Consider the following 14,735-nt stretch of genomic DNA (forward strand, 5'->3'; position numbering starts at 1 on the left):
ACTCCCCATTCTTTGGGCTGAATATCTATTAATGGGTAAATGATTGTTTATTATAATAGCTATTTATATCTTTTTATCTGTTCTAAATCTTTTCTAAAATCACTTATATAAGTGTAATCTGAAATATAATCAAGAAAATCTGCAAACTCATTTCCTTTTTCATAGAATGTTTCGATAAATTCTTTAGTATCACTAACTAATAGCTGTTCATCTACTGATAAGAGTAAATTACTTTTATTTTTCTTTTCAAACTTAATTTCGATAGGTGTATTAGGAAAATAAATTTCACCTACTCCATTTTCTAAGAAATTTTCTAATGCATTTTTATAAAAATACCATAATGAATCAATTTCATCATATGCTTCAAAATCTTCAATTTTTCCAACAACACCGTTTTCAAAAACAATAACACCATCTAAATTTAATAACCCATTTTCAAAAACAACTTTTTTTATTGCGATAATTTCCTTTATTTCTTCTTTCTTTTCAATATTAATAAACTTATCTTCTTCTTGAAAATGAATGAAAGTCTTAATATTCATTTAATAAGTACTCCTTTATTTTTCACAGGATATAGTTGATGAAAATGCCTTTTTTTCTTTGATACTATTATAAACTCATTCCAACAAATACAAAGATTAATAAACTAATTGCAAATAATAAATACGCAATCTGAATCAGGATATACATTGTCACTTCAATGGTCGTAAGTTTTCTTTGTTTTTTCGTTTTTGCTAAATATTGAAAATAAAAAGAGGAACTTATTATTAGCGCTACAATGGCGATGGTTCGTAATATTTCTGCGAGTAAGATCAAGCAAATCAACACCTTCACGATAAACTTTAACTTTTATACGGTTGAAACAAATTTAAGTTTCAGAGAAAGAAAATTGCCTCGATGTAACAAGGAATCAATAAAGGTTCAATTTCTTCTTTCGTATCGAAGAAAGGGAGAAAGGTATTTCATGATGCCTTTCAAGTTATGATACTATGGAGAAAATTCGTTTATTACTAGATGATTTACTTGATTGTAATTTAAAATATGCCAGTTACCCTCAGCAAATCGGATTGTAGAGATGCAGGCATTTGCTAATACCGTTTTTCCAGAACCAATTTCATTGTTTGAAATAACTGCTAAAATAGTATTTATGACAGCACCGTGAGCTACTAAAATAAGTTTTTTAACATCTTGTTCTGATTGGATTTTTTGGAGTCCCAACATAACTCGCTCTAATAGAAACTCTCTAGATTCTTGATTTGGATATTTTAAATCTGGATATTTAGTAATTCTTTCTTCTTGAGTTAAGCCTTCTGCATCACCATAACTTCTTTCGATAAATTGAGACATTTCTATAATGGGAATATGATTTCTCTCTGAAATAATTTGAGCGGTTTGTTTTGCACGTTTTAGAGGACTAGTAATGATAAGTTCGTAAGATGATTCACGCAAATAATCTGCACATGCATTTGCCAGAATAATTCCTTTTGAATTTAGTCTAATGTCTGTATGTCCTTGAAGTTTACCAAGTTTATTCCAATCAGTTTCACCATGTCTTACTAAACAGATTTCCATAATAATTCATCTCCACCTAAAATGATATGATTATAATCTATCAGGTAAAAAATTCAAATACATTTCCAAAGCATTGTTATGCTTTCTTAAAACTTCAATTGTTTTACGATTAGGTTCTACAAAGATGATTGGGTAATCGATTTCGTCTAGCTCTGGATTTACAGAAAACGCAAGCATTTCTTTGTCGGTAGAAAACTGAGCATTTACGCCCTTTTTGTTTCCTCTGGCATCTAATCTTATCCATTTATTTAAGGATATTATGTACACTGCGTTTAATGCATGTATACAATATCCTTTTTCAGGTGTATCAAATAACATCAAACGTTGATAACAAAAACCTGTTGGAATCCCTTGTGAACGTAGTAGTGCAGCAAGTAGATTTGATTTAGCATAACAAATACCTTTTTGATAACTCAAAACTTCTGAAGCATGACAAGTGACTAATTCATCTTGAATATCCCATGAATGTGACACTTCATCGCGTACAAATTCAAATGCATTTTGTATTTTTTCTACATCTGTTTGATTGGTTTTAAATAGCTCTTCTGCTTTTCTTTGAATGATAGGGTTTGAATAATCTACTTCATTAGATTCTTGTAAATAGTCATTGATATTATCTGATTCTAAAGTAAATTCCATAGATACCTCCATAGATAAATCTTGTGTGAATTATTTTTAATATTACCATTATTTTGATAATATTATAATCTAATAGTTGCGAATTCTTTTAAGAAAATGTTTATAACATAAACTCGGAGGTAAATGATGAAACGATTTAGTAAATGGTCTTTCGGATTACTGATTGTAGGACTCATATTGTTTGGCCTCAATTTGGGAATGGAGGGTTATTCTGAACCAATTATGGTTTTAGGTTTGTTTTCCTTTATTATAGGGATTGTATTAAGTTTTATAGCTATTATAAAACATGAAGAAGGAACTTTAAAATTCATGTCACTTATTTTGTCCTTTGTATTGTTGTTTTGGATTACTTGGTTTGAACCACTTCAGCTTGTTCGAATTTTTACTTGGGTGAAAAATATCCTTTAATTAGGTATAAATTTAATTCTAGTCTTTTTCAAGGTACCAATCCGTCTCCAGCATGGATAGCAACATAATCCGTCCCCATTGCGTCCCCATTGCATTAGATAGTTTGACACATCTAGATTTCCCACCATTTTTAAAGTAATGTTCGTAAAATCTCCCAAATAACTGCTACAGCTAAAAAAAGTTTTTGCATGGGCTTAAAATAACTATCTTAATAATCGTTTACAAAAGGAACTAATAATTTCGTCTAGTTCTAACAAGTAAAATAAACACCTCAATATATAGATTATTCTAAATTTCCATTATACTTTTACTGGTTGTCAACTCAAATAGATTAACATACTTATATGATAAAAAAGGAGTTGTATACGATGAAAATCTTATTAATTCGGCATGGGGAATCAGAGGCGGATCTTTTGAATGTACATGAGGGAAGAGCCGATTACTCATTAACTAAAAAAGGACAAGATCAAGCGTTATGTATGGCTATTCGTGTAAAAAAAGAATTCAATGTTGAAAAAATTTGGTCTAGCACATTAAAAAGAGCAGAGGAAACGGCTAAGGTATTAAGAAAGCAAATAGGTTGTGAGATTGAATTCTTGGATGAACTTCAGGAACATAATAATGGAGATTTAGCAGGAAAACCATTTAGCGAAGTTAAGCATCCAGTGAATCTACTTCCTCATGAAAAGGTGGGAACGTTTGGTGAAAGTAAAATTGAATTCCGCATGCGGGCAGAACAAGTTCTCTCTAGGATCTTAGATAAGAGTAAAGGCTTTGAGGAAATAGCGATTGTTTCTCATGGGGGAATGATTTCTCGTATTATTGAAAGTTTCCTGCAACTTCCTGTCATACATAATAGCTATTTTCTAACAGGTGATACAGGTATTCATCTATTAGAGATAAACAAGGAAGGACGTTTAGTTTTATTTACAAACAATACAAATCATCTCTTAACTATGGATAAGCAGTAGATTATTTGAAAGTGAGTAGGGTATTGGTTATAGGTTTTTGCCAATGGAACTGATTAAATAGCTTATAGAACATCTGAAAGGGAAAGGATAATTTAAAAATATTTCACATAGAATATTGGGGAAGATAGTCTATCTCGTTTTTAGTAGCTTTATCCAGTGATATTTTTACAAAATTGATAGGTGATAAAGTAAAAGGGGAGATAATATATGGGGATATTTTTTATCATTTTTTTCTTAACGGTACTAGTATACATATTTTTTAGTTTGTACCTTTCTTTCATCAACATAGACAAGTATGTTGAAAACCTTCAAATGTTAAGAAGATTCTTTTATGCTATTTTTGTTGTAGGTATATCAATAGGATTAATGTTAGAGAAAATCAATTTAGATGATTGGAAGCAACTCTTAGAATTGACTGCTCTATTTGTTTTTATCGATTTAGCAGTATTCCAAACACCAGATATTTTAAAAATTTGGAATGCAGAATTTAAACATGATAATTATATTCGTAAAATCATCAAGAAAAACGAGGAAATTATTAGCTATAACTCTCAAAAGGTTGAATGTTTTACTGATATTGTTCTGAATAAGAGTACTAATTACTTAAATAATATCCCTTTACATCTTAAATTTGATGATTATAAAGAAGATTTGAAAAAATTCCTAGAATTTTACACCGGTACTTTTCAAATAGATTTGGCTATATTTGAATTTGAAAGCGGATTAAATGCTAATTTAGAAGACCTTCATAGTAACTTGGATATTAAACAAGCATTTACCCGTATTGAACAATGCTACAATAAGACCATAGTAGATGGAGAATGGAAGCTGTTTTTGGTACAAGAATTATTAGATGGGAAAGCGATAGAACTTCACAATAAAAAGGAAGTTAGTTCTTCAGACAATTTTAAAGATAAAAAGGTATTTATCATCCCTTTTTATGGAAGAAAATATGATATTCTCATAGGAATAAGCTCAACATTTATTGAAGTCGATGGAATAGATGCCTCTCATATTTTAAACTTAACACAAATATTTGATTGGTATATGGATTAATATTTTTAGTAGTACTATAATTAGGATATAGAATCCAAAGGAGGGAATGATTATGGAAACATATAAAGAAACAAAAACTCCTATCCCGGTTCAAGAAAAAAGTAAGCCAAATATTCGAAGAAAAAACTATTCTACCGATCAACATAGACCTAAAATGACTGTGAATGTTTCAGAATCATTTAATTCAGTTCATAACCTAAACAAAAAGGCGTTGCGTATACTAGCAAAAAGAGCATAAATAGAAGGAGATGTAAGGAATGACCCTTTACATCTCTTTTTTGTTATAAAGATTACCAAATCTGGACAAAATATAGATAATAATTTGAACAGAGGAGAATGTACAATGCCTTTTGAACGCAATAAAGCAAAGTCAAATAAACATAAACCAAAAATGTCAGTATCTAATGTGATGAAGAATTCGATTCATGAGGAAAATCAAACTGTACTAAATATATTGGATGAAAGAGAAAAGAAAAAGAAGAAAAGTGGATTATTTAAACGATGGGATTAAGCCTACCTTAGAATAGATAGGCTTTTTTGTTTGTATTAATCTATATTTCTTTATTTAAAACCTGATAAACCAATTGACGTGCTTCATCTGCTGACTTGGTATTCATTAATTGGTTTCTTAGTTCAGCTGCGCCACTAAATCCACGAACATAGATTTTGAAGAAGCGATGAAGGTGTGTATATGGACGAGGCACTGATTCTAAATATTTTTCGTAAAGATCCAACTGTAATAGTAATAGATTGAGGAATTCCTCAACACTATGTTCTTTTGGTTCTTTTTCAAAAGCAAATGGATTAGTGAAGACACCACGGCCAATCATAACACCATCAACACCGTATTGTTCGACTAATTTTAATCCAGTTGCACGGTCAGGGATATCCCCATTAATAGTTAACAGTGTGTTAGGAGCGATTTCATCTCGTAATTTTTTTATTTCCGGTATTAGTTCCCAGTGCGCATCTACTTTACTCATTTCTTTTCTTGTACGAAGGTGAATAGTTAGATTTGCAATATCTTGTTTTAACACATGTTCTAACCAATCGTGCCATTCTTCAATATCAGTGAATCCTAATCTTGTTTTTACACTAACAGGTAGGCCACCTGCTTTTGCGGCTTGAATAATTTCAGCTGCTACATCAGGATGGTTGATCAATCCAGATCCTTTTCCGTTACCTGCAACGTTAGGTACTGGGCATCCCATGTTAATATCAATACCACGGTAACCTAGCTTTTTCATCCCGATACTCATTTCTTCAAAAAATGCTGGTTTATTACCCCAAATGTGTGCGACAATCGGTTGTTCATCTTCAGTAAACGTTAAACGACCACGTACACTTTCTTTACCTTCAGGGTGACAATAACTATCGGTATTAGTAAACTCTGTGAAAAATACATCAGGTTTTCCAGCTTTACTAATGACATGGCGAAAGACAACATCTGTGACATCTTCCATTGGTGCTAATATAAAAAACGGCTTCGGTAAATCAAGCCAAAAATTATCTTCGTTGTTCATATGATCTTCTCCTTGTGAAACTTCTATAAATGATTCAAGTAAATTCAAATAGTTTACCATCATAAATAGTATCATTTTATGTCGTTTGATGCACAGAATTTTTCATATTATGTTTGAAGAGTCATACAAGTATCATCGATAGAATCTTTCATTATATTAAGATTTGATACCATTAGGCGGTGAATTATTTTAGTAAGTTTTTAATGTTTTTATTGATTTATTCAAGGTTAACAGTACATTAATGAGGATTACTTCAGTAAAATAAGGTATATTATATGTTGAGTAGATTCTCTTTGACAAGAAAAGTAGGTGAATACAGTGGGAAAATATCAATTAGATAGCAAAGGTAAGGCAGCTGTGACAAAGTATCACGAAAAAAACAAGCCTACCCAATTTGATAAAAAGCAGCAACTTGAAAAAATACGTGCAGAGTATTTGAAAAAGAAGCAAAATCAAACTGATAAATAATATGAATGAAAACATAGGAAGCCGAAATTTCCTATGTTTTTTTATAGAAAGTATTTTTAAAATTGATATAGAGTTTACTCTGTTACAAATTACTCGTCATCACAAATCCATTCTTAACTAAAAAATTTAGTAGAAGAATTATAAGAATGTTTAAGAGAATAATCTAATATTTCTTGATAAAGAGAGTTCCATTCATGATAAATTGAAGAAATATTATTAGGATTGATAAATATTCTCTTAGAAGATTCATATTCTCTATCAAATGGTAGAACCTTTTCTATATCCATTCTGTAAAAAATCTGATATCCAATTTTAGGATACTTACTATCTTCTGACCATAAATGATTTTCACTATGATCTACTGTTATGTATCCTAGAAGTCTGCATTTTCCTTCTACATATCCTTCTTCTCTAGTTTCACGTTTAAAGCATTCTTCCGGAGTTTCACTTTGTTCCATATGTCCTCCAGGAAAATCCCAACCTCTATGATTTAAATTGACTAATAATAGTTCGTTATTTTTAAAACAAAAACCATGTGCACTTGTAATTAAATTATATTGTGGAAGTATATTATTTGTGTTCCAAGTTAATTTGACTTTTGCTCCTCCCCAATTCACATAAATAGTTGTCAATACTATTACCTTCAATCATTTTTATTTTAATAATCTGAATATACAGGTAATTATATCACAATTGGAAAGGCATATATTTTTATAGTTTTAAAATAAAGTTTAATAAAAATTTCTTCGGGTGTATTTTTCGAAGAATTAATAAGAGACAAAGGATATTAAATTGTAATGTAGAACAAGTAAGTAAAAGTATTTTGGGAGGTAATGTATGATAGTAGATTCGTGGTTTACGGTGCAACAGATTGATTGTAATACATATGCAATAAGTGAATATGGACATTGGGAGAAAGTACACTCATTTTTATTATTGGGTAATCAAAAGGCGGCACTAATTGATACTGGTCTTGGAATTGATAATATAAAGAGAATCACTGACCAATTGACTACTTTATCGATTGACGTTATCACTACCCATGTACATACGGATCATATCGGAAGTCATGGGGAATTTGAAAGGATATTTGTTCATGAGGAAGATAAAGATTGGTTAGTGAATGGGATAAAAGGCTTATCAATAGAACAAATAAGAAAGGATATTAGTAGAGATATAACATTGCCTCTTCCTAGTAATTTTAATGCAGACACATATCAACCATTTCAAGGGGAGCCTACGGATTTGTTAGTTGATGGTGATGTAATTAAATTGGGTGATCGAAAATTAATCATCTATCATACTCCTGGACATTCTCCTGGTCATATTTGTGTTTTAGATGAAAAAAATGGTTATTTATTTACAGGGGATTTATTATATGATGAAACCCCTATATATGCTTTTTATCCCTCCACAAACCCTTCTGATTTAGTTAATTCATTGGAAAAAATTTCAGACATACCTAACATATCGATGATTTACGGTTCACATAATACTTTAGGACTTGAACCGATCATTTTAAAAGAAGTAAAAAGGGCAGTTAAGTTTTTGAGAGAAAATGAACTTACTAAATTCGGTACAGGAATACACAAATTTAATGGTTTTAGTGTGCAGTTTTAATGAGCCCTACCAAACTCACAGACCGTTAATGCATTAAAAGACACATAAAAGTAATTTTTGAAAATACATTTTGCACATGCCAAATAGAAACACCAAGAACAGTGCTGTATTAACGTTCTTGGTGTTAAGGATTCCTTTCAAATAGTTATTTGAGAAACATCAAATGTATATTTAAACAATTTCATCTAATTTACAATCCTGGCATAAGCAATAATAGATTAATTGAACTCCATTGTTAACATACCTTTATTATCCAATAGTTCAACTTCGGCTATAGCTCCATTAACTAGAGTAAGTTGTGGAGGCATATGGCCAATATCTACATCATAAAGAACAGGAATGTCTATATCTAAAAATACTTCATTTAAAGCGTCTAGCAGCGTAAAGTCTGCTAAATCTTCTAATCCAGGTCTTCCAAATAAGATTCCATTACAATTTTTGAACCATTGATTTTGTTTCATTTGCCATAAAGCTCTATAAATCTGTGCTGCATTCATTCCTACAGGTTCTAGATAAAAAATCGTACCTTCAGAGCAGTAGTCTGTTACAAAGGATTTCACTTGATCAAATGGTGTTCCTATGAGTATTTGTAGTGTGTTGAGGCATCCACCAATTAATCTTCCCTTCATTTTCTCAGACGTTTCCCCATTTAACGATTTCCATTTTGTGGGTGTGTCAAGATTAAATCCTTGTGCTGGATTTTTATAGACAAATTCCCAACTAGATTGGTATTTATCAGATGAGTACTGAATCATCTTAACGTGATTATTTGTCTTCAATACTGACAACCATCTTTTTGTAGTTTCATCCCATATAGGAGAGGATAGTTCACTAAAATTTGGTCCATGAGCAGTTGCTATGCCTGTGATTGTTGTATAAACAAATAAAAGTGTACTGATGTCAGAGTATCCAATAATCCATTTAGGTGGAACTTTTTTAACAAAATCCCAATCAATTTGCGGCAAAATCTCCATCAAAAAGCTCCCACCCCAAGGAGGCATGATGATATCAATATCATCCCTTTTGAGAAAGCTATGTAATTCCGAAACTCTTTTAGACGCTGGTCCACTTTTTCCTTTATTTTGAGTCAAAACCGTATGCCCAAAAACTACATTCATTCCAAGTTTCTCTACATTAAGTTTTGCCTTATCCATTAGTATTTTTAAACTTGGTTCCACACCACTAGAGGGAGCTGTAACACCAATAGTGATTTCATTTTCATTCAATTTTGGATATATTATTTTTTTCAATAGATTAAACCTCCTTATATTTACAGAATTTTAAAAATATAAATAATTAATACATTATAAAAGATATAGGTAGGAATAGAAACAAAAATTTTTATTTGATCAAGTTTTAAAAATAAGGAATTAACGGATGTATTTTTGTTTAAAGTATATTTTTTAGTCAAGTGGGTAAATAACTTAAAGAGTGACTTTTTTTAGTTAATGACTAAATACTTTATCCAGTAGGAGGGAACCGTTTGAAAGCAGTAACATATCAAGGTGTAAAAGATGTGCAAGTAAAGGAAGTTCCAGATGTAAAAATTGAAAAGCCTGATGATATTATTGTCCGTATTACATCAACCGCTATTTGCGGTTCAGACCTTCATATTTATCGTGGAGGAATTCCGGCAAGGGAAGACTTTGTTATTGGGCATGAACCGATGGGTATTGTGGAAGAGGTTGGTCCTGAGGTGACAAAAGTAAAAAAGGGTGACCGAGTTGTTATTCCTTTTAATGTCTCGTGTGGGGAATGCTTTTACTGTCAAAATGAAATGGAAAGCCAGTGTGACAATTCAAACAAAAATCCGGTAATTGACGCAGGTGCTTATTTTGGCTATACGGAGCGCTACGGAGATTACCCAGGTGGACAAGCTGAATATATGCGTGTGCCATACGGGAATTTTATACCATTTAAAGTGCCAGAGTCCTGTGAATTAGAGGATGAAGCATTGTTGTTTATCTCTGATGTATTGCCAACTGCTTACTGGAGTGTGGAGCATGCTGGTGTCAAAAAGGGCGATACTGTCATAGTGCTAGGTTCTGGACCTGTTGGGTTAATGGTGCAGAAATTTGCATGGATGAAAGGTGCTAAGCGAGTGATCGTTGTAGATCCGCTTGCTTATCGTCTAGAACATGCAAAACGTACAAATAATGTAGAGATATTCAACTTTGATGATTTTGATGATATTGGTGGACATCTTCATGAAATTACGCATGGCGGTGCGGATGTTGTTATAGATTGTGTAGGGATGGATGGTAAAATGTCAATGTTTGAAAGGGCACAGCAAATGCTGAAGCTCCAAGGCGGGACATTAAGTGCTATTCAAGTTGGTATTAAGGCAGTAAGAAAGTTTGGTACCATCCAACTAACAGGTGTTTACGGCGCTATGTACAATATGTTCCCACTTGGCAATATGTTTGAGCGCAACGTGACATTGAAAATGGGACAAGCTCCGGCAATTCATTACAGCTCGATGCTTTATGACATGGTGTCACAAGGGAAGATTGACCCAACAGAAATTATTACACATAAAATGCCACTATCAGAAGCAAGTGAAGCATACAATATGTTTCACGATCATGAGGATAAAAGTATTAAGTTTATATTAAAGCCATAGCATAATAATTATTGTTGAATATCTTGTACACTCCCAATGACGTACTTACATGAATTATGGAGAAACGGTGCGGTTTAAAAAAATAATAACAGCACCTTTCATTTGTATCGAAGGTGCTGTTTTGAATGGATTAATATTTTCCTTTAGATTTAAAGTATTTCAAAAAAAGCCTTCCTATTAGCTAAACGTGACATTTACCGTATAACCAATATTCTTAAAAAATTCCTTTAATACTTTTTCTGCATTTTTATCTGCAGTAGTTAATAAACCTTCGGAGACAGCTTCTTGACCAATTTGTTTTTGTGCCTCAGCGGCCAGATCTAGCCATTCATCCCCTTTAACATCTCCACTGAAAATTCCACTATCGTCAATTTTTAGTATTTTATCGATTTGTACGGATGGTTTCTGGATGAGTTCTGCATGTGGCAGGGTAATATCTATTTCCTTTTTCTCTTCATTAATAATCATGTCTTTAGAAGTAACCCCTTTTAAATCAACACCTGCAATAACTGTCGCAGGTACAACCATTAGTAATTCTCTCTTTGTCCCTGGTAGATTAATAGAGATGTCATTTCCTAAAATCTTATTATCTTCTTCTTTTAGAATTGTTTTCACATGAGCTTCAGCTGTTGCCAATGTGGATAGCTCTTGTACTTGTTCAACAAACGTGGCAGAATCTCGTTTAAATGTATTGCCCTGAAATAGCCAAAAGCCTCCTACACCAATGACTAAAAAAACAAGGATGACCAAAATAATCTTAAATCGACTAATTTTTAGGAAATACTTTAATCTTCTTTTCGGTATAGATAAAGTTCTTGAGTTATAATTTTCTGCTATAGTTGCAGCACTTTGCTTTTGTGATGCTCTTGTTTCTGCTAATATTTTTTCTAACTGTGCAATTTTTTCGTCTTTTTCTTTTATAATTTCTCTATTTGTATCCATGTATTCTCCTTTGATATTCACTATTAAAATGCTATTCTTTTTTCTAATCTATTAACTCAGTATTAATTAAAAAAGGATCATATGTATTATTCTCAGGACTCTAATCACTTGTCTCCCAAATAGGTTCAAAAAAATAAAAAAGGACCGCTCAAATTTGGTATAGACGAGTGATAAGACTAAAATTATCCATCTTATTACTGCCTATACAATTGTAAAATAAATTGCTCTTTTTTGCATCAAAAAATTATATAAATGTTAAGCTCTTATAGTTTTAATATAATTTTACAACTTTTGATATAAAGTCAATCTTTCGAATAAGAAATAGTTTTACATATTTAAGATAATGAGGGAGCCGCAGTAAGTGCGTTTTTGTATTTGATAGAAGTGAACAGGTATTCAAAAATAGTAAGAGAGTAGGGTATTACTTACTTTATCTAAATTATAACGAATAGGTATATATTGGAATTAATGCTGTTTCAGTGTTATTATCACATATAGAATTGAAAAAAATGCCTGTGCTTGATTCCGCTTTGATGATAATAAATTTTGTTCTAATGATAGGAGAGAAAAGAGTAGTGTTGTTCATTAACAGTTTAACATTCTTGGTTTAGTTATGCCTTTCATTCTAGACTATAAAGTTCGGCAATTGGATTTTTTGCCGTGAGAAGCAATTTGTGTTTAAAATGCTTACCTTACATAGTAGTTCAAATTCTATTGTTTCGCTTTATTGTATTTGATAAAAACGAAGAAACCGGGGGCTAAAATGCAATATACAATAGGAATCGTATTATTCATAGTACTAGTTTTTTATTTAAATTATAGAAAAAATGCCCGATTGAAAAGAATCGTTGAAGCAGAATGGGAAGAGAAAAGAATCTTTTCCCAAGTGGAAGATTTAGAGTCTGTTATGTCTTATTGGCAAAATAATTGTAAACAGCCAAACTACAATGGTGTTGACTCGATTACGTGGCGTGATTTGTCAATGGATGATGTATTTAAAAAGATAAATTATACCCAAACAACGGTTGGCTCTGAATACTTATACAATCAATTACACGATATTCATCTTACAAATCAAGACCGCAATGAATCTCTTTATGAACTGATGCAAAAGGATAGGGAATATCGGAATCGATTAATCTATATACTTAAAAAGCTAGGTAAACGAAATTATACAAATTCCTCATCATTTTTTTATGAAAACTATGTAAATATCAAAAATATTTGGTTATATATGCTTTGTGGTATTTTACCAATTGTAAGTATTATTCTTATTATATTTTATCTGAAAATTGGAATTGCTTCATTGATTACATCCATGATCCTAAATATACTCGTTTACTATAAAAACAAATTGAAACTTGATAGCAGTTTATACGAGACTTCTTATATTGCGAGCATTATAAGGACTGGAAAGCGACTCTCGAAAGTTAAAGACGATTCTTTCCAAGAGTATGCTACAGAAATTAGTAATTCAATCAAACCGATACGTAAATTATTGTTTTTCGAAAGAATTATTTCACTTGGAAAAGGTACGGGTGATTTGGAGGGAATATTTGAATACGTACGAATTATTTTTTTACTTGATTATATTTCTTATTACTTTATGATTCGAATGATCAACAGACATAAAGAGCGATACGAAAAAATTTGGAAAACAATTGGAGAACTTGATACAGGGATTGCGGTTGCCTTTTATCGCCACTCGATTGATGACTATTGCAGACCAACTTTTATTAAAAATGAAGAATTGATTTTTCAAGAAATGTATCATCAATTAATACAGAATCCTGTGAAAAATTCTTCGCATCTCGATAAAATGACGTTGATAACTGGTTCAAATGCTTCTGGAAAATCGACTTATATGAAAGCTGTAGCAATCAACGCCATTTTAGCACAAACAATTCATACAGTACATGCAAGTAGTTGGAGCATGAAACCTAGTTATATACTATCCTCTATGGCAATTCAAGATAATGTTATTGATGGAGATAGTTACTTTAAAGCTGAAATAAAATCATTAAAACGAATCATTCAAAAAATCAAATCCGGTATTCCATGTATAGCATTTATTGATGAAATTCTTCGCGGAACAAATACCGTTGAACGTATTGCTGCATCAGCTTCAGTTATGGAGTGGCTTACCAAACATCCAGGAATGACCATGATTGCATCGCATGACATCGAGTTAACGACAATGCTCAGTGAATTCAATAACTATCATTTTCGAGAAACAGTACAAAATGATAGCATACATTTCGACTATAAAATTCATCCAGGACCATCCACAACCAAGAATGCTATTAAACTGCTTGAGCTAATGGATTATCCATTCTCTGTCACAAAATCAGCTTATGCATGGGCTGAAAGGTTTGGAAGAAAAGGGGGAGTGGAGTTTTTAATCAGCAACCAAAATTACCCCTTCGGAATGGATTGTCTAAAGGGGTTTTTTCAAGTCCTGATGAAAAAATACATTTAATATAGTTCCAAAGACATTAAGCTAAACCACCATTTACAAAGATAACTTGCCCTTAATGTTTGCAATAGCTTTAGCGATATTGGTGATTAGTATTCTGTCATTTAACCATAAAAAATAACCCATCCTTGAGTTAGGGCTCTGATGGGTTATTTTAACCTAAAACAACTGCCAATCCCCTTGAGGGAACCAACTATCTGTTTGACCGTTGATGGACTAACATCAGCGGTCTTTTTAATTTATGCTATTGATAGTATTAGTATACGTGCTCATTATTATTTTTTTAAGTCAAGTCTTTTATAGAGATTTGTATAATTATATTCTAATTTTCCCTTTTTAAGTTTCTTGAATGGCCATATAAAGAGTTGAAGTTGGGACGTAAATTTCACGGAACGTGGATACAATTCGAAATTGCGTGGATTAACAGTGGAAGAGCG

General features: G+C 31.8%; 16 protein-coding genes. 9 read left to right on the plus strand and 7 right to left on the minus strand.

Translation table 11 applies throughout. The features are described from left to right. Positions 1-59 precede the first annotated feature (59 nt). The 3 genes from D1606_RS15930 to D1606_RS15945 form a co-directional block, all read right to left on the minus strand. Entirely contained in the window at positions 60-542 is a 483-nt protein-coding gene (locus tag D1606_RS15930; protein WP_119417003.1) for a hypothetical protein, read from the minus strand. A 445-nt stretch (positions 543-987) separates the two neighbouring features. Continuing rightward, on the minus strand, positions 988-1,572 hold the full coding sequence (locus D1606_RS15940; RefSeq protein WP_369973821.1) for a histidine phosphatase family protein: 585 nt from the start codon (positions 1,570-1,572) through the stop codon (positions 988-990). A 30-nt stretch (positions 1,573-1,602) separates the two neighbouring features. Continuing rightward, entirely contained in the window at positions 1,603-2,211 is a 609-nt protein-coding gene (locus D1606_RS15945; protein WP_119417006.1) for a transglutaminase-like domain-containing protein, read from the minus strand. 126 nt (positions 2,212-2,337) lie between these two features. Between D1606_RS15945 and D1606_RS15950 the strand changes: the two genes are divergently transcribed. From D1606_RS15950 to D1606_RS18855, 5 genes are all read left to right on the plus strand, one after another. Beyond that, positions 2,338-2,619, plus strand: a complete 282-nt coding sequence (locus D1606_RS15950) for a hypothetical protein (RefSeq protein WP_119417007.1) — start codon at positions 2,338-2,340, stop codon at positions 2,617-2,619. A gap of 368 nt (positions 2,620-2,987) precedes the next feature. Next, complete coding sequence (locus D1606_RS15955) at positions 2,988-3,590, plus strand: histidine phosphatase family protein (RefSeq protein WP_119417008.1); 603 nt, start codon at positions 2,988-2,990, stop codon at positions 3,588-3,590. A 207-nt stretch (positions 3,591-3,797) separates the two neighbouring features. Next, the gene (locus tag D1606_RS15960; protein ID WP_119417009.1) at positions 3,798-4,646 is read left to right on the plus strand and encodes a type II toxin-antitoxin system SpoIISA family toxin; all 849 of its coding nucleotides are present in this window, start codon (positions 3,798-3,800) and stop codon (positions 4,644-4,646) included. 52 nt (positions 4,647-4,698) lie between these two features. Beyond that, positions 4,699-4,884, plus strand: a complete 186-nt coding sequence (locus tag D1606_RS15965) for a hypothetical protein (protein ID WP_119417010.1) — start codon at positions 4,699-4,701, stop codon at positions 4,882-4,884. A gap of 105 nt (positions 4,885-4,989) precedes the next feature. Next, on the plus strand, positions 4,990-5,157 hold the full coding sequence (locus D1606_RS18855; protein WP_158582407.1) for a hypothetical protein: 168 nt from the start codon (positions 4,990-4,992) through the stop codon (positions 5,155-5,157). A gap of 40 nt (positions 5,158-5,197) precedes the next feature. Here D1606_RS18855 and D1606_RS15970 read toward each other — a convergent pair whose 3' ends face one another. Then, on the minus strand, positions 5,198-6,169 hold the full coding sequence (locus D1606_RS15970) for a tRNA dihydrouridine synthase (protein ID WP_119417011.1): 972 nt from the start codon (positions 6,167-6,169) through the stop codon (positions 5,198-5,200). 318 nt (positions 6,170-6,487) lie between these two features. Between D1606_RS15970 and D1606_RS18995 the strand changes: the two genes are divergently transcribed. Next, positions 6,488-6,637, plus strand: a complete 150-nt coding sequence (locus tag D1606_RS18995) for a hypothetical protein (protein WP_164489560.1) — start codon at positions 6,488-6,490, stop codon at positions 6,635-6,637. Positions 6,638-6,750: 113 nt separating this feature from the next. Here D1606_RS18995 and D1606_RS15975 read toward each other — a convergent pair whose 3' ends face one another. Then, positions 6,751-7,269, minus strand: a complete 519-nt coding sequence (locus tag D1606_RS15975) for an NUDIX hydrolase (protein WP_119417012.1) — start codon at positions 7,267-7,269, stop codon at positions 6,751-6,753. Positions 7,270-7,474: 205 nt separating this feature from the next. On the opposite strand from D1606_RS15975, the gene D1606_RS15980 reads away from it, so the two are divergent. Then, on the plus strand, positions 7,475-8,257 hold the full coding sequence (locus D1606_RS15980; protein ID WP_119417013.1) for an MBL fold metallo-hydrolase: 783 nt from the start codon (positions 7,475-7,477) through the stop codon (positions 8,255-8,257). A 218-nt stretch (positions 8,258-8,475) separates the two neighbouring features. On the opposite strand, the gene D1606_RS15985 is transcribed toward D1606_RS15980, so the two are convergent. Further along, on the minus strand, positions 8,476-9,507 hold the full coding sequence (locus D1606_RS15985; protein ID WP_119417014.1) for a S66 family peptidase: 1,032 nt from the start codon (positions 9,505-9,507) through the stop codon (positions 8,476-8,478). A gap of 233 nt (positions 9,508-9,740) precedes the next feature. Here D1606_RS15985 and D1606_RS15990 point away from each other — a divergent pair, with 233 nt between their 5' ends. Beyond that, positions 9,741-10,880, plus strand: a complete 1,140-nt coding sequence (locus D1606_RS15990; RefSeq protein WP_119417015.1) for a zinc-dependent alcohol dehydrogenase — start codon at positions 9,741-9,743, stop codon at positions 10,878-10,880. A gap of 177 nt (positions 10,881-11,057) precedes the next feature. Here the strand turns inward: D1606_RS15990 and D1606_RS15995 are convergent, their stop codons facing one another. Continuing rightward, positions 11,058-11,822, minus strand: coding sequence for a DUF4230 domain-containing protein (locus tag D1606_RS15995; protein ID WP_233548145.1), 765 nt, complete (start codon positions 11,820-11,822; stop codon positions 11,058-11,060). A 763-nt stretch (positions 11,823-12,585) separates the two neighbouring features. On the opposite strand from D1606_RS15995, the gene D1606_RS16000 reads away from it, so the two are divergent. After that, complete coding sequence (locus D1606_RS16000; RefSeq protein ID WP_119417016.1) at positions 12,586-14,301, plus strand: MutS-related protein; 1,716 nt, start codon at positions 12,586-12,588, stop codon at positions 14,299-14,301. Positions 14,302-14,735: the final 434 nt, after the last annotated feature.

Source organism: Rummeliibacillus sp. POC4 (assembly GCF_003576525.1).
GTDB lineage: Bacteria > Bacillota > Bacilli > Bacillales_A > Planococcaceae > Rummeliibacillus.

Bases quoted from the DNA above. Each gene is read 5' to 3' on its own strand.
- D1606_RS15930 (WP_119417003.1), bottom strand. From the start codon at position 542: ATGAATATTAAGACTTTCATTCATTTTCAAGAAGAAGATAAGTTTATT.
- D1606_RS15940 (WP_369973821.1), bottom strand. From the start codon at position 1,572: ATGGAAATCTGTTTAGTAAGACATGGTGAAACTGATTGGAATAAACTT.
- D1606_RS15945 (WP_119417006.1), bottom strand. From the start codon at position 2,211: ATGGAATTTACTTTAGAATCAGATAATATCAATGACTATTTACAAGAA.
- D1606_RS15950 (WP_119417007.1), top strand. From the start codon at position 2,338: ATGAAACGATTTAGTAAATGGTCTTTCGGATTACTGATTGTAGGACTC.
- D1606_RS15955 (WP_119417008.1), top strand. From the start codon at position 2,988: ATGAAAATCTTATTAATTCGGCATGGGGAATCAGAGGCGGATCTTTTG.
- D1606_RS15960 (WP_119417009.1), top strand. From the start codon at position 3,798: ATGGGGATATTTTTTATCATTTTTTTCTTAACGGTACTAGTATACATA.
- D1606_RS15965 (WP_119417010.1), top strand. From the start codon at position 4,699: ATGGAAACATATAAAGAAACAAAAACTCCTATCCCGGTTCAAGAAAAA.
- D1606_RS18855 (WP_158582407.1), top strand. From the start codon at position 4,990: ATGCCTTTTGAACGCAATAAAGCAAAGTCAAATAAACATAAACCAAAA.
- D1606_RS15970 (WP_119417011.1), bottom strand. From the start codon at position 6,169: ATGAACAACGAAGATAATTTTTGGCTTGATTTACCGAAGCCGTTTTTT.
- D1606_RS15980 (WP_119417013.1), top strand. From the start codon at position 7,475: ATGATAGTAGATTCGTGGTTTACGGTGCAACAGATTGATTGTAATACA.
- D1606_RS15995 (WP_233548145.1), bottom strand. From the start codon at position 11,822: ATGGATACAAATAGAGAAATTATAAAAGAAAAAGACGAAAAAATTGCA.
- D1606_RS16000 (WP_119417016.1), top strand. From the start codon at position 12,586: ATGCAATATACAATAGGAATCGTATTATTCATAGTACTAGTTTTTTAT.